The organism is Mesorhizobium sp. P2_F5, from assembly GCF_056403715.1.
Map to the genome: position 1 here is coordinate 1 of NZ_JBFUEY010000010.1, position 16,647 is coordinate 16,647.

Below are 16,647 nucleotides of genomic sequence, written 5' to 3' on the forward strand. Positions count from 1 at the left end.
CCACAAAACCTGGCCGTCATCCGCAGGCTCGCGCAAAACATCTTGACGGCTCATCCACTCGACAAACCTATCGCCAGCAAAATGCGACGGGCAAACTGGAGCAAAGATTTCTTCTATGAGCTCTTTATTCATATGCGATAGCCCTGCCCACAAGGGGGAGGTAGAGGCGCGCCAGCTTGAAGCGACCTTCTTTGGCGGCAACAAAAAACCCGCCACAAGGGCGGGTTTTTGATCTGTGAGGAGCCGATAAGGCTTAGAGGCCGAAGCCTTCGAAACGCTTCTTGAACTTCGACAGGCGACCGCCGCGGTCGAGCAGGGTCTGCTGGCCGCCGGTCCAGGCCGGGTGCGTGGTCGGGTCGATATCGAGGTTCATCGTATCGCCTTCCTTGCCCCAGGTCGAACGGGTCGAGTATTCGGTGCCATCGGTCATGACGACCTTGATGGTGTGGTAGTCGGGATGGATGTCGGCCTTCATTGTCGTGCTTCCTGGCTTGTGGCGCTGCCGACGGGCCCGTGGCCTGCGTCGATGCGCCCCTTTTTAAAACTCGAAGCCGCAGCTATTGAAAAGCCACGGCTTCTAAAACGGTCGGCGAGCCTATACATCAGCCGGAATTGAATCACAAGGCCGTGGCAGGCGCATATTGAAAGCGCTTACCTGGAAGCGGCCAGAGGAAACGGTCATGGCGGATATCAGCGGCGAGCAAGACGGGCGCAGACGCTCGCTCGGGCCGCTCAGGCGCCTCTATCCCTACATCGCCCGCTACCGCAAACTGGTCATCGGCGCCGTCATTTCGCTGGCCATCGCGGCGGCGACGACGCTGACGCTGCCGCTCGCCGTGCGACGCATGATCGACCACGGTTTCAGCGCGTCCAGCACCACTTTCATCGCCGAGTATTTCGCCGCTTTGGTGGCGATGGCAGCCCTTTTGGCGGCGGCATCGGCCGGCCGCTACTATTTCGTCATCACGCTCGGCGAACGGGTCGTCGCCGACATCCGCAGCGATGTGTTTTCGCATGTCACGACGCTGTCGCCTTCCTTTTTCGACACCGCGCAGTCGGGCGAGATCGTGTCGCGGCTTGCCGCCGACACGACGCAGGTGAAGTCCGCTGTTGGCGCCACTGCCTCGGTGGCGCTGCGCAATGTCATCCTCGGTCTCGGCGCGGTGGCGATGATGGTCGTCACCAGCCCGAAACTGTCCAGCCTGGTCATCGCAGCCATTCCGGTGATCGTGCTGCCGCTGGTCGCCTTCGGCCGTTCGGTCCGGCGCCGGTCGCGGCAGGCGCAGGATACGCTGGCGCAAGCAACCGCCTATGCCAGCGAGCAGATTGGCGCGGTGCGCACGCTGCAGGCTTTCACCAACGAGACGCTGGTCACCGGGCGGTTCTCGGCCGCGGTGGAAGCCGCCTTCCAGGCGGCGCGCTCGTCGATCTTTGCGCGCTCGCTGCTCACCTTCTTCGCCATTTTCATGATCTTTTCCTCGGTCGTGGCGGTGTTGTGGTTCGGCTCGCGCGACGTGCTGGCCGGCACAATGTCGCCCGGCACGCTCGGCCAGTTTCTGCTCTATTCGGTGTTTGCCGCCGGCGCGCTCGGCGCGCTGTCGGAAGTCTGGGGCGAGCTTGCCCAAGCGGCGGGTGCGGCCGAAAGGCTGACCGAGATCCTGGACGAGACGCCGGCGATTCAGTCGCCCGCCAATCCGCTGCCGCTGCCGGCCAAGGCGAAAGGCGCGATCAGTTTCGACGACGTCTCCTTCTCCTATCCGGCGCGGCCCGACCGCGCCGCCGTTCACGGCCTGAGCTTCCAGGTGAAGCATGGCGAGACGGTGGCGATCGTCGGTCCCTCCGGCGCGGGAAAAAGCACGGTGTTTTCGCTGATCCTGCGCTTTTACGATCCCGAGACCGGCCGCATCGCCATTGACGGCGTCGACGTGCGCGAGGCCGATCCGGCCGATGTCCGCGAGCGCATCGCCATCGTGCCGCAGGACGTGACCATCTTTGCCGCGAGCGCGCGCGACAATATCGGCTTCGGCCGGCCGGGTGCGTCAAATGCCGAGATCGAGGCCGCCGCCAGGGACGCGCTGGCCGATGAGTTCATCCTGCGGCTCGACAAGGGCTATGACAGCCAGGTCGGCGAGCGCGGCGTGACCTTGTCCGGCGGCCAGCGCCAGCGCGTGGCGATCGCCCGCGCCATCCTGCGCGATGCGCCGATCCTGTTGCTCGACGAGGCGACCTCGGCGCTCGACGCCGAAAGCGAAACGCTGGTGCAAAAGGCGCTGGAACGGCTGATGCAGGGCCGCACCACCATCGTCATCGCGCACCGGCTGGCGACCGTGCTGAAGGCCGACCGCATCCTGGTCATGGATGGCGGCCGCATCGTCGAGGAAGGCACGCATCAGAGCCTGGTCGCCAAGGGCGGCATCTATGCGCGGCTGGCCAAGCTGCAGTTCGAAACCGGCGCCAGCGCCTTCAGGGGTGCGGCGGAGTAATCGTTGCTACGCAGATAGAGTTCAGCTGCGGGCAGGCTGGCGCCGCCCGCGCCGGAGAGCGATGAATACCGGCACACCGACGAACAAGGTCAAAAGGAACATGCTGGCGATGATCTGCCGCTGTTCCGTGTCCGGATCGCTGACCTTCACTTCGGCGGTCGGCGGATCGATGTAGGTAAAGTCATACTCCCACTGAACATCCTTTGAGATGTCCTCGACGGATTTCAGATAATCCGCAATGGCCGTGGCAGGAACTTCCCTCGCCAGCGTCTGCAAATTCCATTCCACCCGGAATTCGGTTGGTGTGTTGCTCCACGACGTCTTCAGCGACACATAGGGTGTCACGATGTTTTTTATTTCGTCGCCGGAGAACCTGGCCTTGAGGTTGCGCACGGTCACGCTGTGGCGACGGTAATACGGAGAGCCGAGGGATATGGGGCCGCGGCGGCCGACGATGGTAGGGGCCGGGAGATAGCTGCCGAGATCCGCCGCCTGGATGGGGAAATTCTTGGCAAGATCGCTGGCCGCCAGCGCCTGCGCTGGCAATGAGTAGCTTTCTTTCACGCTGACGACGTTGCCGTCGCGTCGATCCAGGATTTCCAGCTTTGCGGTGCTTTGAATGCCCGGGTACTGCTTGCTGTAATATTTCAGGTAGTTGTCCGACAGTTCAGTCAGCGACTGGCCAGCCAGCCTGTTGCGCATCGAATCGGCGTCGGCGCCTTCGTACATGGAAAAGACCGTCAGCGACAACGGATCGCCCGGCTTCTCGGGAAAGTCGAACTCTTCGGCGACCTGGATCGATGGGCTGGTCAGTTCCGGGGTTGGCATCTTCTCCAATCCGCCGGTGCTGGAAAGCGGCAGCGCGAACCCATAATCGGCCTGCGCAAGATTGTATGCCTTGCCGCCCTGAAGATCGTTGGTGGCATCCAGCCAGTACGTCTGGGTTCCGATCTTCGCCTTGACGATGGCATGGTCGAAATCGCGCAGCGCCGGCAGGTGCTGGTCCAAGGCCCGCCCATAGTCGAGATCAGCCAGGGCGACCTCGGCAGAAATGCCAAGTCGTACAAGCGACGAGGCAAGCAGCAATGCCTTGTCCTTGCAATCGCCAAAGCCGCTTTGCAGGACAGTCGCTGGATCGCGCGGAACATAGGATCCCGCACCGATCGACAGGCTGACATAACGGATCTGGTCCTGCACCAGCCGCGTCGCCTGGATCAACCGGTCTTCGGCCACGGGATGCTTGACGGCGATGTCGTCTAGCTTGGCTGCGAAGTCGGCGGGAAAATCGGTCACCGGCCTGTAGTGGGACGCAATGGCGTCGACGACGCTTTGCCAGTTTGCGGTCGAGGCCACGTCGACGGAGCCCCAGGCCGGATACTGCGCCGGCAGGTTGTCCTCGACCTTCACCGGCTTCGGATTGCGGATCTCCCACAAATAGACGGTGTCCGATTCCGACGACGAGATCGCCGGCTTGAGTTCCGTTCCCCTTGCCTTGATTTGAAGCGGCTGACTGGCGGGCCAGGTGATGTTTGCGCGGATCAGCGCCACTGGCTCTTCCCACTCGGTCGCAAAGCTGAAGAAGAAAAGATCCTTGCCGACAAGCGGCGCGATTTCATAGGTCGTCGCATAGTCGACAATGTCGCCGACACGCACGTCTTCGATGTTGACATGGGCCGTCAGCCAGCCGTCGTACAGGCCTTTCTCGGCGTCCTTTTCCTGCCTGAAAATATCGAATTTCGTGCTTGCCAGCCGGTCGATCACGGCGCCATCGCGGATGATGCGCAGATGGTTCAAGGTGACTTTGTGCCGCGACGGATCGAACTGCAGGTTGATTCCGGCGCCCTGCTCGAGGCCTGGCCGGTCGACGATCTTATAGACCGTGCGCGAGTATTGGTCGTAGCCGCCGGTGCGGTGGACGATCTGGTCGTCCGAGAGCAGCCACGAGATGCCGTTCCTGATCTGGTCGGATCGGCTGGCGTCAGCCGAGGGAACATCGATCAGCCTGGTCCAGGACGGCGCTGGTCCGATAAGAACCACCTCGTCGGACAGGGCAGGAGAACTCAAGCTGATCAGAAAGAGGGCGAAGCTGATGAGCCGCCAGCAAGACTTGATCACACGAAAACCAATACAGGCCGACATCCAGCTTCGCCAACTCTAGACCGGGTCATCGTTTCACGGAAAACGCTGAACCGCTCCGCCCCTTTGTTTTGACGCAATTCCAAAAACAACTCTTTTTCAGAGGCTTTCCAGCAGAAGTAAAGCCCATCGGCCGATGTTTTTGGAGCCTGCGGCGGCCGGAACTAGTCGGCCCCGTAGCGCTGCTTCAGGTGACGGGTGAAATGCGCGGCGTTGAGCTTCTCGCCGGTGGCGCGTTCGAGCAGGTCCGGTGTCGACCAGCGCGAGCCCTGTGACCAGATCTTGTCGCGGCGCCAGTCGTTGATGGCGGCGAAGTTTCCTTTTGCCAGATCGTCGTCGGCGGAAGGATGCTTGCTGGTCAGCGCCGCCCACTGCTGCGCCGCCATCATGGCGCCCAGCGTATAGGACGGGAAATAGCCGAAGGCAGCACCTGGCCAATGCACGTCCTGCATCGGCCCGTCGGCCGGGTTGTCGATGGTCGACAGGCCAAGATACTCCCGCATCTTGGCGTCCCATGCCTCGGGCAGGTCGGCTGCCTGCAGCCGTCCCGAGACAAGCTCCTGCTCCAGCTCGTAGCGCAGGATGACATGCAGCGGATAGGTGACCTCATCGGCGTCGACGCGGATCAGGCCGCGCTCGACACGGTGCACATGCGGCAGGATGTCGTCGAGCGACCAGGCCTCGCCCAGATGCTTTTCAACCACCGGCAGCGCCCAGCGCCAGAATTCGGGGTTGCGGCCGACCTGCTTTTCGACGAACAGGCTCTGGCTTTCGTGCACCGCCATGCCGCGCGCCTTGCCGAGCGGCCAGTGCGCCCAGGCCTTCGGCAGGTTCTGTTCGTAGAGCGCATGGCCGGTCTCGTGCAGCACGCCCATCAGCGCCGACAGGAAATCGGAGGTCTTGTAGCGGGTGGTGATGCGCACGTCGGTCGGCACGCCGCCGCAGAAAGGATGATGCGACACCGACAGCGAGCCATGGGTGAGGTCGAAGCCGACCGCCGCCATCATGGCGAGACCGAGCTCGCGCTGCCGGTCGATCGCATAGCTGCCCGAAAGCGGCTTCAGCGGGCGACTGGCCAGCCGCGCTTCCTGCGCGGCCAGCGCTTCCGGCACGAAGCCTTTCAGAAACGTCTTCAGCTCAGTGAAGACCGGCGTGATGTCGGCGGCGCGGTTGCCGGGATCGTATTGCTCCATCAGCGCGTCGTAGGGATCAAGCCCGAGCGCGTCGGCGCGCATGGCTGCCTCTTCGCGCACCAGCGCAATGACACCCTCGAGCGCCGGCAGGAAGCCTGCCCAGTCGTTCTTGGCGCGCAGGTCACGCCAGAGCTGCTCGGAGCGCATGCGCGCCACCGTCTGGCGCTCGACGAACTCGACCGGCAGGCAGGTCAGGTTGGTGTATTGCCGGCGCGATTCCCGGACCGCCGCCTGCTGCTCCTCGTTCAACGCCTCTTGTTCGGCGGCGGCGAGCCAGTCAGCAATTTCCGGCGCCGTTGCCCGGGCATGCAGCATGCCGGCCAGGGAAGACATGGCTTCGGCGCGCTTCTCGCCGCCACCGACGGCCATATGGGTCGCCTCGTCGGCGCCGAGGATGGCGAGCGCATGTTCCAGCGCTTCGAGCTTGTGGCCGAGATCATCGAGTTTTTGGAAGGACATGGCAGGTTCCGCGTTTTGGACGGCGGGAAAAGATACCAATGCGCCAGGCTTGGCAACCCTCGAAGGTTGCTCTCGCCGATGCAGCTTGCACAGGTGAGGGCGTGCATGGAATGCTGGCCAGCGGCGCAACACCGCCACGAGGGGAGAGCAAGATGATCGGCAATATTCTGGTCGGGCTGGTGGCGCTGATCCACTGCTACATCGTCTATCTGGAGATGGTGGCGTGGGATACGCCGCGTGGCCACAAGGCATTCAACCTCAAGCCGGATTTTGCCAGTGCCTCGAAGGTGCTCGCCGCCAATCAGGGGCTTTACAACGGCTTCCTTGCCGCCGGGCTRATCTGGGGGCTCTATCTCGGCGCAGCCGGATACCAGATCAAGGTGTTCTTCCTGCTTTGCGTCGCGATCGCCGGGCTCTATGGCGCGGCGACCGCCAGCAGGAAGATTCTGTATATCCAGACCGTACCGGCGGTGGTTGCGCTTGTCGCGCTCTGGCTGGGCTGGTAACAAAAAGACGCCCTTGTAGCCAAGGGCGTCAGACAGTCCCTTCCTCACGCTTGGGATATCAGAGCGGACCTCAGCCGTTCGGATAGTGGCCGCCGTCGGCGCCATCGCCCATCAGGAAGCCGCTGCCGGTATCGACCATCAGCTTCTGGTCGACATTGTCGAGGCGGCGCAGCAGCTCGTGGTACTGCGCGGCCGGGATCCTGCCATGATCCGAACCGGCGACCCGTTCGGCGGCCTGGCTGATATGCGCCGCTCGCAGACGCAGTCGCTGCGCTTCCGAAGTCGAGATGGTCTTTGCCTCGCGCGCATCGGTGATGCCCTGTTCGACGCCCTGCACCTGCTCAATGAGGCCGGTCACGCGCGGACCGGTCATGTCGGTCGGGTCACTGGCGTCGAGGGCGCCTTTGTGATGTCCGGCGGCATAGGCGCCGGTGAGCGGAACGGCGATCAGAAGTGTGGTGAGGGTTGCAGTCCCGAGAGTCTTCAAAGAACGCATGATGTGCGTCTCCTCCTGCTGTGGAAGGGGCAAGCGCTTTCGCTCCGCCTTCCGGGGCGGGCCGTCGGGTTCCGTCGCGTCGCGATGGGAGGCATCGCCGGCGGGTCTCGGCCCTGCGCGGCAAACTAGGAGCCTGGGAATGCGAAGTGTAATTAAAAAAAGATAATGTTTTCAGGCCTTGTCGAGGCTGCCTTGCGCCCTAGAGTTGAGCCGACGAACAAATTCGCGTGACTAAAAATCACCGTTCGGTGAGCTTTAGTTCAATGCGGCGGTTCTTGTTGCGGGCGTCTTCGGTGTCGGCGGGGTCGAGCGGCTGGAATTCACCGAAGCCGGCGGCGACCAGCCGGTTGGCGGGCACGCCATTCTCGATCAGGAACTTGACCACCGAAGTCGAACGCGCCGTCGACAGTTCCCAATTGTCGCGGTAGCGGCCCGTGCCCGACAGCGGCTTGTTGTCGGTGTGGCCGTCGACGCGCAGCACCCAGTTGATCTCCGGTGGAATTTCCTTCTGCAACTCGATGATGGCGTCGGCGAGCTTCTTCATCTCGACCTTGCCGGCATCGTTGATCACTTCGGAGCCGGTCGGGAACAGCACTTCCGACTGGAAGACGAAGCGGTCGCCGACGATACGGATGTTCTCGCGGTCGGCGAGGATTTCGCGCAGGCGGCCGAAGAAGTCGGAGCGGTAGCGGTTCAGCTCCTGCACGCGCTGCGCCAGCGCGACATTCAGCCGACGGCCGAGATCGGCGATCTTGGTGTTGGAATCGCGGTCGCGGGTTTCAGACACATTGAGGGCGTCCTCGAGCGCACCGATCTGCTTGCGAAGTGCTGCGATCTGCTGGTTGAGGATCTCGACCTGGCTGAGCGCCTGCTGGCTGATCTGGCGCTGGCTGTCGAGTTCGCCGCCCAGCTCTACGGCCCGCTGGTTGGCGGCGTCGCCGGCGCCGGCACCTTGCGCCAGCAATTGCTCGAGCCGGCTCTTTTCCGCCTCTGACGCCGACAGCGATGCCTGCAGATTGGCGAGCGAATCATCCTTGTCCTGCGTCGTCGAGCGCTCCAGCGCCAGCAGTTGCGTCAGTTCGTTGATCTGCGAGTTGAGGCGTGTGAGCGCCGTATCCTTGCCGGAGAGTTCGCGGCCGAGCAGGAATTGCGCCAGCACGAAAACGGTGAGCAGGAACATGATCGCCAGAAGCAGCGTCGACAGCGCATCGACAAAGCCCGGCCAGTAGTCGATGCGGCGATCGGTGCGCCGCTTGGCGAGCGCCATGTTAATGGACCCCGGGCTTCTTCAGGGCGTCAGCGATCTTTTCCAGCGTGTTGCGCATCGCCTTCTGTTCATCCGACTGGGCTTCGACCCAGTCGCGCATGATCTGCTGCTCGGAGCGCATGTTCTTGACCAGGCCGGAAATGCCGTCGGCGAGATTGGCCATGGCGGTGGCGACGCGCGGGTTGGAGCCGCCGCCGTTTTCCTGCATGCTGCGCAGCCGTTCCGACAACAGGCGGATCTCGTCGGAAGGTTCGCTCTTGGCCGGATCGGCAACGACGATGTCGGAGGAGAGATCGGTGACCGAGGACAGCCAGTTTTCGAGTTCGGTGTAGAAACGGGTCTGGGCGCGGCCGGCCTGCAGGTCGAGGAAGCCGAGCACCAGCGAACCGGACAGGCCGAACAGCGAGGACGAGAAGGCCGTGCCCATGCCGGCCAGCGGCGCCGACAGCCCCTGCTTTAGCGAATCGAGCACGGCGGCGGCGTCACCGGTGCCGGGATCGAGCGATTCGATGGTCTCGCGGATCGAACCGATGGTGTTCAACAGGCCCCAGAAGGTGCCGAGCAGGCCGAGGAACACCAGCAGGCCGACAAGGTAGCGCGAGGTGTCGCGGGTTTCGTCGAGGCGGGTGGCGATCGAATCCAGCATGGTGCGCATCGAGGAGGTCGAGAAGGCCACTGTCGAGGAACGGCCGATCATCGCCTTCATCGGCGCCAGCAGCACCGGTTCGGTGGTTTCGGAACCGGCGCGGAAGGAATTGACCCAGCGCACCTCGCGAAACAGCCGTCCGACCTGGGTGAAGGCAAGCAAGATGCCGACCACCAGCACGCCGACGATCAGGCCGTTAAGACCAGGATTGCTGCCGAAAGCGGTGGAAATCTGGCGGGTGAGGATGGCGGCGATGAAGGCGACGATGACCAGGAAGATGACCATGGTCAGGAGGAAAACCTGGGGGCTCGACAGTTTGTGCGGATCGTACATCAGGACATCAGAGCGTCTGCCCACGCCGAAGGATCTGAGAAAAGCCATCCGTGCCCCGTTTCCGATGCTCTTTATTTGCCTCGACGCAATTCCGAACGGGAAACCGCTCACACTTTCCCTGGAACTGCTCCAGTGCCGCCGATCACGTAATTCGCGACTCTAAACGGAATTGTGACCAAATTGAATGGCGCTTGGCAATATTGCCCGGCAGATCGGGCTGCGGTCCGCCGTTCAGAGGCGGTTGATGACAAGGCAGTCGACCATGGCGGCAAGATGCAGCCCGGCGCCGGTGATGACAAAGCCGTGCCAGACGGCATTGTGGAAGCGCAGCCCCTTCCAGGCAAAGAAGATGACGCCGCAGGAATAGACGATGCCGCCGGCGACGATCAGCGCGATCGACGTGGTCGGCAATGTCGCGACCAGCGGCTTGACCAGGACGACTCCACTCCAGCCGATGGCGAGATAGAAGACGATGGCCAGACGATCGAAGCGGCCGGGCAGAAATACTTTGATGGCGATGCCGGTCAAAGCCGCGGTCCAGACAAGGACAATCATCGGTAGCGCCAGCGGCGAGCCGTCGAGCTGGGCCAGAAAGGGCGTGTAGGTCGCCGCAATCAGGAGATAGATCGCGGCATGGTCGAAGCGCCGCAAGATCCATTTCGCCGGCGATGTCACCGGCCACAGATTGTAGGTGAGAGAAACCGACAGCACGGTCAGCAGCGACACCACAAAGAAGACAGCGGCGACGTATTCGCCGGGACCGGCATGGAAAGCGGCCAGTGCCAGCAAGGCCGAGCCCGCCGCTATCGCCAGCACGATGCCGACCGCGTGCACAATGCCGTCGGCGATCATCTCCGCGCGCGAATAGTGCCAGCGCCCGACGAAGGGAATCTCAACCTGCAATTCTGGCGGCGGTAGTGGCGGCATGCTCGTCATCGAAAATCCTGCGTCAACCCTTATCTGGGCGGTTGCCACGCAGTATTTCAAGCTTCGGTTGCGGTTTTACGATTGCGGCGCTTCAGCGCGATGCCCCAGCATGCCCAGTGATCAGCGTGCAGAAAGCGGCTTCTTCACGGCCTTCAGCAGCGCGCGCTGAATGACTTCATTGCCGGCAACGACCGAGCCTGCCTCCAGCATGTCCTGGCCGCCATCCATGTCGGAGACGAAGCCGCCGGCTTCGCGGACCAGGAGCAGGCCGGCGGCGATATCCCAGGCCGACAGGCCGGTTTCCCAGAAGCCATCCATACGGCCGGCGGCGACATAGGCGAGATCGAGTGCGGCCGAACCCAGGCGGCGCACGCCCGAGACTTCGGCCATCACATTGCGCAATTCGACCAGGAAATTGCCGTGCTGGCCGCGTCCGAGATGCGGCACGCCGCAGCCGATGACGCAGTCGGTGAGCTTGATACGGCCGGCAACGCGCAGCCGGCGGTCGTTCATGAAGGCGCCGCCGCCGCGCTCGGCGGTGTAGAGCTCATCCATTGCCGGATTGTAGATCACGGCGGCGACGAGCTGGCCCTGACGCTCGAGCGCGATCGAGATGGAAAAGATCGGGATGCCGTGCAGGAAATTGGTGGTGCCGTCGAGCGGATCGACGATCCAGCGGTGCTGGTCGTCGTCGCCTTCGACCACGCCGCGCTCCTCCATCAGGAAAGCATAGCCCGGCCGCGCCTTCGACAGTTCGGCAAACAGAATGTCCTCGGCCTTGCGGTCGGCCTGGCTGACATAGTCGCTCGGCCCCTTCATCGACACCTGCAGGTTCTGCACCTCGCCGAAGTCGCGCGACAGCGAGCGGCCGGCCTTCATGGCGGCCTGGACCATGACATTGAGAAGTGCTGAGCGTGCCATCGTATCTGTTCCTGCCTACGCGTCAGTCTGCGCGGCGCATGTAGGTGAGTTCGTTGGTGTCGACGACGATGCGTTCGCCGGCGCCGATGAATGGCGGCACCAGGACGCGGATGCCGTTTTCGAGCACCGCCGGCTTATAGGAAGACGCGGCCGTCTGGCCCTTCACCACCGGGTCGGCCTCGGTGATGGTCAGCGTCACCTGGTCGGGCAGCGAAATGCCGATCGGCCTGTCCTCATAGAGCTGGACCGTCACCATCATGCCGTCCTGCAGGAAGGCGGCGCGGTCGCCGACAAAATCCTTCGCCAGTTCGAGCTGCTCGTAGCTCTGAGTGTCCATGAACACCAGCGCGTCGTCCTGTGCGTAGAGGAAGGAAAAATCCTTTAGGTCGAGCCTGATCTGCTCGACGGTCTCGGCCGAACGGAAGCGCTCGTTGAGCTTGGTGCCGTTGATCAGGTTCTTCAGTTCGACCTGGTTGTAGGCGCCGCCCTTGCCGGGCTTGACGGTGTTGGTCTTGACCGCCACCCAGAGGCCGCCATCGTGCTCGATGACATAGCCGGGACGGATTTCGTTGCCATTGATCTTGGCCATGATGATGTTGATCCGGGAATGAGATGGTCGCTGGACAAGCGATTTCGGGCTCCCAAGACCACAAATCACCCGAAGAGGCAAGGGAGCGGGCAGGGTCAGGGCAAGCGGTTGGCCTTCTGCAGGGCCTGCTTGGTCTGATCGTCGGTCAGCCCTTGCAGGAAATCGTCCATCTGCGGATCGATAAGGCCGGCGCGGCGGGCGACCACATACCAGGCTCCCGCCAGGATCAGATCTGGATCGGTGCCGATGCCGCCCATGTAGAGCTTTGCCAGCCGGTTCTGGGCGGCGACGTTGCCGCCTTCGGCGGCCTGCTTCATCCAGTTGAAGCCGGATTTCAGGTCGCGAACACCGCCGCGGCCCTCGATCATCCAGGCCGCAAGATCGATCTGCGCGGTGTCGTAGTTCTGCCTGGCGGCCTGCGCCAGCAGGCCACGTGCCTTTGCATCGTCGCGCGTCTTGCCACCGACGCCATTGGCATAGACCTGCGCCATCGCATACTGAGCGTCGGCAAGCCCGGTCGCCGCGGCGCGTTCGTAATAGGGCACGGCCCTTGCGATGCCGGCATCGCCCGGATCCTGCTGCACCAGCAGCTGCGCGAAGTTGAACTGCGCCAGGCGGTTGCCGGCTTCGGCGGCGGCCTGCATCAGGGCGTAGGCGCCCTTCTCGTCCTTCTTGACGTAGCGGCCATCGAGCAGCATCAGCGCATACTGGAACTGCGATTCAGGTATCCCCTGTTCAGCGGCCTGCGCATACCATTTGGCGGCCTCCGCCGGGTTGAGCGGCACGCCCAGCCCGCGCGACAGGATCTCGGCCACCAGCGTTTGCGCCGCCGGGTCGCCATTCTGGGCCCGCACCAGCGCGAGATTGTAGGCGGTCTTGTAAAGGCCTCGCTGGAAAGCGCCATAGGCGGGGTCCGCCGGCTTGGCGCCGAAGCGCTCTGGATTGATGGCGTCGGCCGAGGGTAGCGGTGCGGTCGTCGCGGGCTGCGGCAGCGGGGTGTCGATCGGTTTGTCGACATGAACGCCGGAATCGGTGGCATCGGCCTTAGGGGCACCGGCCTTTGAGGCACCCGCATCGGGGGTGCCCGCATCCGGTGCACTGATCGCCGGTGCGCCGGTATCGGGCCTCGGCTGCGGCAACGGAATGGGCTCCGCCGCGATCGCCGCCCCGCTCATCAAGGCCGCAACGAGAACAGCGCTAGGAAGTCCGGGTCGGCGCACGTCAGTCCTCGAAGCGCGGCGCGGTTTGATCGAGCAGCGCATTGGCGGCAGCGACTGCCGCCGCGGGATCGGCGCCATCGGCGAAGACGGCGCTGGACAGCGCCACGAATTCGGCGCCGGTGTCTGCCACCGCCTCGATAGAGGCGAGGTCCGATCCGGCCATGACGATGCAAGGGATCTGGATCATGTCGGCCCACCAGCGGCCGAGCGACAGATTGCGCGGATGCGGTTCCGGCTTGTTGTCGTAGCCGAAGCGGCCGAAGAAGATGTAGTCGGGCCTGGTTTCGCCGAGCTCCAGCGCATCGTCGCGGGTCTTGGCGCCGCCGGCGCCGACCATCATCTTTCCCTGAAAATGTTCGATGGTCTCGGCGAGTGCATCCTTGGAAACCTCGACATGAATACCGTCGGCCTGGACGCGGCCGGCAATGCGGGTGTCGCCGGCGATGATGACGGCAATGCCGGCCGCTTGCGCCACCGGCACGATCTGTTCGGCAAAGGCCTGGAAGGCAGCCTCGTCCATACCGTTTTCAGGCAGGATCAATGAAGCGACGTCGCCGCCCTCGAAGGCCGCGGCAATGCGCTCGGCCGGCGCGTCCTTGGGCGCGATCAGCACTATGCGGCAGCGGTTGGGAGGTGTTGCGTCGTTCATTGGCTTTCGATCCCGGATTTCGCCTATGCCGGGCGAAGATGGTTGCATTGCGGCATAGAACAAAGCGCCGGGATTGAACAGGCGCTAGCTGTCAGGCGACAATCGCTGTTCGGAACGAAGAGCGTTGCTGGCTTTCATGATGAGGTCAAACACCTTCGAAGGCTCTTCGATGCCAAGAAATTGCGGGACTGGGTCAAAAGCTGGAGACCAGCTGCCCGTCCTTGAATTTCCGAAGAAAGATGCTGCGGGTCCGAAACGCAAATTGCCACGCTTTGCTTCCGCGCCCGCCATTTGGATATCGGGAAGACGCTCAAGATCGATCGATATGAAGTTGGAGGAAGGGGCGGTTCGCATGATGAGAATACGCTTATCGGTGACTGCGTAAGCGATACGTCGTCTCACCCATGCGTCGACGGCAAACCTGCCAAAGACGAAGAAGAGCCCGATGCAGACGAACATCCCTCCCCACGCATAGAAGAAAACCGGCGCGCCCTGGCTTGCCGCCGTGTAGGTCCAGAAAATTGCAAACCCGCACCACAGCAGGCTGAACGGGATGAGAAACATATCGCTGCTGGCGAACAATATGCCTTGCGCGGGAAAACCGCTCCACAAGATGCGTTCGCGAGGCAGCAGCCGTTTCTGAAAGATACCGACGTCCACGTTACCACCCCATCGCATGCACCCATGCTTTCATCGCACGAGTTCTGCCTGTGGTGCAAATCCGTGGCGCATTATCTGCTGACGTGAGCGTTCTGCGCCGGCGTTTTCGACTTCCACAGGGTCCAGCCGAGATTCATGCCGGCGGCGGCAATTAGGATGGCGGCGGCGCCGACGAGCTGGGCCGGATGCAGCCGGTGGCCGAAGGCCATGACATCGACCAGGATCGCCACGACAGGGTAGATGAAGGAAAGCGACCCCTGCAGATGCGTCGGCAGTTTCTGGATGGCGCCATACATCAATATGTAGACCAGGCCGGTGTGGACGACGCCAAGCGTGACCAGCATGGCCCAGCTCCAGGTGTCGGTGGGCAAATGGGCGAGGTTGGCAAAGGGCGCCAGCATGACGACGCCGACGCAGACCTGGATCAGCGCGATCAGATGCGGCGGGGTGCCCTTCAGCTTCTTGGCGACGATTGCCGCGACGGCCCAGAAGAAGGCCGCGCCAAGCGCCATGCCGATGCCGATGACATAATCGGTGCCGACGATGCCGGAACCAGCATCGGGCCCTGTCTGCACGATCAGCAGCATGCCGGCAAAGGCGATGCCGAGCCAGGTCAGCTTGGCCAGGGTCAGCCGCTCGCCGAAGAACAGCGCACCGAAGCCGACCAGCATGAAGGGCTGGGTGTTGTAGACCGCTGTGGCGATCGAGATCGAAGCGCGGGAAAAGGCGCTGAACAGCAACAGCCAGTTGATGACGATCGCCGCACCGCCGAGCGCGGCGATCGCAACAATGCGCAGCGTCAGCCTGCCGCGCAGCAGCCCGAGTGCCGCGCAGGTGACCAGCAGCGCCACCGCGCCGAAGGCACAGCGCCAGAACACCACGTCCATGACGGGCTGACCCGACATGACGACGAACCAGCCTATCGTGCCGATGATCGTCATCGCCGCCGTCATCTCGATCGTGCCGCGCACCGTGCTGTCCATGACAATACCTCTGATATCCGTTGAGGTATGATAATCTCATGCGGTCCTAAGGGTTTATATGTTTTATGAAAGGTGATATACGGTGACCACCTAATTTAATAAGGCGAACTCCGCCTTTTGCGAGGGAATGAAAATGCTGGACGAGCTGGACAGAAAGCTTCTCGACATCCTGATCCGGGATTCCCGAACTTCGCTGAAGGACTTGGCGCAACAGGTCGGGCTGTCGTCGCCGAGCGTCTCGGAGCGGCTGCGGCGGCTGGAAGAGCGGGGCGTCATCCGCGCCTTCACCATCGAGATCGATCCGGAGGCGCTGGGCTATCCGCTGCAGGCGATCGTGCGGGTGCGGCCGCTGCCGGGCAAGCTGCATATCGTGCAGAAGCTGATCGGGGAGATTCCTGAGTTCGGCGAGTGCGACAAGGTTACCGGCGACGACTGTTTCGTGGCGCGGCTCTACGTGCGCTCGATCGGCGAACTCGACAAGCTTCTCGACCGCATCGCCGACAAGGCGGAAACCAGCACCGCCATCATCAAGGCACAGCCGATCCGGCGCCGCCCGCCTCCACTTGGGCAAGCGTCGTTTTAGCTAAAGCTCCAGCTTGTAACCGATGTGGCTGGCCTTGAAGCCGAGCCGGTCATAGAAGCGGTGCGCGTCGTTGCGGCTCTTGTTGGTGGTCAGCTGGACAATTTTGCAGCCGCGTTCGCGGCACTGTTCGACCGCCCATTCCAGCAGGCGTTGCCCCAGCCTTTCGCCGCGCCGGTCGGCGGCGACGCGGACAGCCTCGATCTGGCCGCGCAAGGCGCCCTGCAGCGACAGGCCGGCAAGGTAAGTGATCTGCAGCGTGCCGATCACCTTGCCGCCATCCGTCATCACGGCGAGAACCTGGTTGGGGTCGGCGTCGATGGCGGCAAAGGCGTCGCGATAGGCCTTGGCGAGCGGCTCGGAGGCATCCTCGCGGCTGCTGCCGAGCGGATCGTCGGCGAGCATGGCGACGATGGCAGGCAAGTCGGCTGCTTCGGCGCGGCGGATGTGGAGTACGCTCATTTGTAAAAACCTGATGCATCGGGGATGGCGCCCTTATGCATCGGCGGCAGTCTTGCCGCAAACCTCGAACGGTTAAGTTACAGACAGTTGATGACCAGCATCGCCGGCCGGAATTTCGCTGTCGCGGCGCACGGGTT

17 protein-coding genes are annotated in these 16,647 nt (G+C 63.1%); 3 read left to right on the forward strand and 14 right to left on the reverse strand.

Annotated elements, in window-relative coordinates; genetic code table 11:
* Nucleotides 1-253: 253 nt before the first annotated feature.
* Nucleotides 254-475 carry a 50S ribosomal protein L31 gene (rpmE, locus tag AC1DYO_RS16130; RefSeq protein ID WP_023668748.1) on the reverse strand — a complete coding sequence of 74 codons (222 nt, stop codon included), beginning with the start codon at nucleotides 473-475 and terminating at the stop codon, nucleotides 254-256.
* 205 nt (nucleotides 476-680) lie between these two features.
* Between rpmE and AC1DYO_RS16135 the strand changes: the two genes are divergently transcribed.
* Nucleotides 681-2,483: an ABC transporter transmembrane domain-containing protein gene (locus AC1DYO_RS16135; protein WP_477264823.1), complete on the forward strand. Its 1,803-nt coding sequence runs from the start codon at nucleotides 681-683 to the stop codon at nucleotides 2,481-2,483.
* A gap of 21 nt (nucleotides 2,484-2,504) precedes the next feature.
* Here the strand turns inward: AC1DYO_RS16135 and AC1DYO_RS16140 are convergent, their stop codons facing one another.
* Together AC1DYO_RS16140 and AC1DYO_RS16145 are read right to left on the reverse strand one after the other, a co-directional pair.
* Nucleotides 2,505-4,547, reverse strand: coding sequence for a DUF3857 domain-containing transglutaminase family protein (locus AC1DYO_RS16140; RefSeq protein ID WP_477264824.1), 2,043 nt, complete (start codon nucleotides 4,545-4,547; stop codon nucleotides 2,505-2,507).
* A 236-nt stretch (nucleotides 4,548-4,783) separates the two neighbouring features.
* Nucleotides 4,784-6,271: a carboxypeptidase M32 gene (locus AC1DYO_RS16145; RefSeq protein WP_477264826.1), complete on the reverse strand. Its 1,488-nt coding sequence runs from the start codon at nucleotides 6,269-6,271 to the stop codon at nucleotides 4,784-4,786.
* A gap of 152 nt (nucleotides 6,272-6,423) precedes the next feature.
* Here AC1DYO_RS16145 and AC1DYO_RS16150 point away from each other — a divergent pair, with 152 nt between their 5' ends.
* On the forward strand, nucleotides 6,424-6,777 hold the full coding sequence (locus AC1DYO_RS16150) for a DUF1304 domain-containing protein (RefSeq protein WP_477264828.1): 354 nt from the start codon (nucleotides 6,424-6,426) through the stop codon (nucleotides 6,775-6,777).
* Nucleotides 6,778-6,847: 70 nt separating this feature from the next.
* On the opposite strand, the gene AC1DYO_RS16155 is transcribed toward AC1DYO_RS16150, so the two are convergent.
* The 10 genes from AC1DYO_RS16155 to AC1DYO_RS16200 all read right to left on the reverse strand — a co-directional run bounded on the left by AC1DYO_RS16155 (nucleotide 6,848) and on the right by AC1DYO_RS16200 (nucleotide 15,468).
* On the reverse strand, nucleotides 6,848-7,273 hold the full coding sequence (locus tag AC1DYO_RS16155; protein ID WP_477264830.1) for a hypothetical protein: 426 nt from the start codon (nucleotides 7,271-7,273) through the stop codon (nucleotides 6,848-6,850).
* A 238-nt stretch (nucleotides 7,274-7,511) separates the two neighbouring features.
* A complete protein-coding gene (locus tag AC1DYO_RS16160) occupies nucleotides 7,512-8,540 on the reverse strand; it encodes a peptidoglycan -binding protein (RefSeq protein WP_477264832.1) in 1,029 nt (342 codons plus the stop codon).
* A gap of 1 nt (nucleotide 8,541) precedes the next feature.
* Complete coding sequence (locus tag AC1DYO_RS16165) at nucleotides 8,542-9,567, reverse strand: MotA/TolQ/ExbB proton channel family protein (RefSeq protein ID WP_477264834.1); 1,026 nt, start codon at nucleotides 9,565-9,567, stop codon at nucleotides 8,542-8,544.
* Nucleotides 9,568-9,750: 183 nt separating this feature from the next.
* Nucleotides 9,751-10,455 (reverse strand): PAQR family membrane homeostasis protein TrhA, encoded by a 705-nt coding sequence (gene trhA, locus AC1DYO_RS16170; protein WP_477264836.1) that lies wholly within the window; start codon nucleotides 10,453-10,455, stop codon nucleotides 9,751-9,753.
* Between the two features lie 111 nt (nucleotides 10,456-10,566).
* Entirely contained in the window at nucleotides 10,567-11,367 is an 801-nt protein-coding gene (locus AC1DYO_RS16175) for an inositol monophosphatase family protein (RefSeq protein ID WP_477264838.1), read from the reverse strand.
* Between the two features lie 22 nt (nucleotides 11,368-11,389).
* On the reverse strand, nucleotides 11,390-11,956 hold the full coding sequence (gene efp / locus AC1DYO_RS16180; protein ID WP_112559678.1) for an elongation factor P: 567 nt from the start codon (nucleotides 11,954-11,956) through the stop codon (nucleotides 11,390-11,392).
* Between the two features lie 95 nt (nucleotides 11,957-12,051).
* Nucleotides 12,052-13,131 (reverse strand): tetratricopeptide repeat protein, encoded by a 1,080-nt coding sequence (locus AC1DYO_RS16185; protein ID WP_477264840.1) that lies wholly within the window; start codon nucleotides 13,129-13,131, stop codon nucleotides 12,052-12,054.
* Nucleotides 13,132-13,177: 46 nt separating this feature from the next.
* Entirely contained in the window at nucleotides 13,178-13,825 is a 648-nt protein-coding gene (locus tag AC1DYO_RS16190; protein WP_477264842.1) for a thiamine phosphate synthase, read from the reverse strand.
* Between the two features lie 84 nt (nucleotides 13,826-13,909).
* Nucleotides 13,910-14,485: a PH domain-containing protein gene (locus tag AC1DYO_RS16195; protein WP_477264844.1), complete on the reverse strand. Its 576-nt coding sequence runs from the start codon at nucleotides 14,483-14,485 to the stop codon at nucleotides 13,910-13,912.
* 71 nt (nucleotides 14,486-14,556) lie between these two features.
* Nucleotides 14,557-15,468, reverse strand: a complete 912-nt coding sequence (locus AC1DYO_RS16200; protein ID WP_477264846.1) for a DMT family transporter — start codon at nucleotides 15,466-15,468, stop codon at nucleotides 14,557-14,559.
* A 133-nt stretch (nucleotides 15,469-15,601) separates the two neighbouring features.
* Between AC1DYO_RS16200 and AC1DYO_RS16205 the strand changes: the two genes are divergently transcribed.
* On the forward strand, nucleotides 15,602-16,051 hold the full coding sequence (locus tag AC1DYO_RS16205) for an Lrp/AsnC family transcriptional regulator (protein WP_477264848.1): 450 nt from the start codon (nucleotides 15,602-15,604) through the stop codon (nucleotides 16,049-16,051).
* Here AC1DYO_RS16205 and AC1DYO_RS16210 read toward each other — a convergent pair whose 3' ends face one another.
* Nucleotides 16,052-16,510 carry an N-acetyltransferase family protein gene (locus AC1DYO_RS16210; protein ID WP_477264850.1) on the reverse strand — a complete coding sequence of 153 codons (459 nt, stop codon included), beginning with the start codon at nucleotides 16,508-16,510 and terminating at the stop codon, nucleotides 16,052-16,054.
* Between the last annotated feature and the right edge of the window lie 137 nt (nucleotides 16,511-16,647).

Excerpts from the sequence above, each read along its gene's own strand:
- rpmE (WP_023668748.1), bottom strand. The coding sequence starts at position 475 with ATGAAGGCCGACATCCATCCCGACTACCACACCATCAAGGTCGTCATG.
- AC1DYO_RS16135 (WP_477264823.1), top strand. The coding sequence starts at position 681 with ATGGCGGATATCAGCGGCGAGCAAGACGGGCGCAGACGCTCGCTCGGG.
- AC1DYO_RS16145 (WP_477264826.1), bottom strand. The coding sequence starts at position 6,271 with ATGTCCTTCCAAAAACTCGATGATCTCGGCCACAAGCTCGAAGCGCTG.
- AC1DYO_RS16155 (WP_477264830.1), bottom strand. The coding sequence starts at position 7,273 with ATGCGTTCTTTGAAGACTCTCGGGACTGCAACCCTCACCACACTTCTG.
- AC1DYO_RS16160 (WP_477264832.1), bottom strand. The coding sequence starts at position 8,540 with ATGGCGCTCGCCAAGCGGCGCACCGATCGCCGCATCGACTACTGGCCG.
- AC1DYO_RS16165 (WP_477264834.1), bottom strand. The coding sequence starts at position 9,567 with ATGGCTTTTCTCAGATCCTTCGGCGTGGGCAGACGCTCTGATGTCCTG.
- trhA (WP_477264836.1), bottom strand. The coding sequence starts at position 10,455 with ATGACGAGCATGCCGCCACTACCGCCGCCAGAATTGCAGGTTGAGATT.
- AC1DYO_RS16175 (WP_477264838.1), bottom strand. The coding sequence starts at position 11,367 with ATGGCACGCTCAGCACTTCTCAATGTCATGGTCCAGGCCGCCATGAAG.
- efp (WP_112559678.1), bottom strand. The coding sequence starts at position 11,956 with ATGGCCAAGATCAATGGCAACGAAATCCGTCCCGGCTATGTCATCGAG.
- AC1DYO_RS16185 (WP_477264840.1), bottom strand. The coding sequence starts at position 13,131 with ATGAGCGGGGCGGCGATCGCGGCGGAGCCCATTCCGTTGCCGCAGCCG.
- AC1DYO_RS16190 (WP_477264842.1), bottom strand. The coding sequence starts at position 13,825 with ATGAACGACGCAACACCTCCCAACCGCTGCCGCATAGTGCTGATCGCG.
- AC1DYO_RS16200 (WP_477264846.1), bottom strand. The coding sequence starts at position 15,468 with ATGGACAGCACGGTGCGCGGCACGATCGAGATGACGGCGGCGATGACG.
- AC1DYO_RS16205 (WP_477264848.1), top strand. The coding sequence starts at position 15,602 with ATGCTGGACGAGCTGGACAGAAAGCTTCTCGACATCCTGATCCGGGAT.
- AC1DYO_RS16210 (WP_477264850.1), bottom strand. The coding sequence starts at position 16,510 with ATGAGCGTACTCCACATCCGCCGCGCCGAAGCAGCCGACTTGCCTGCC.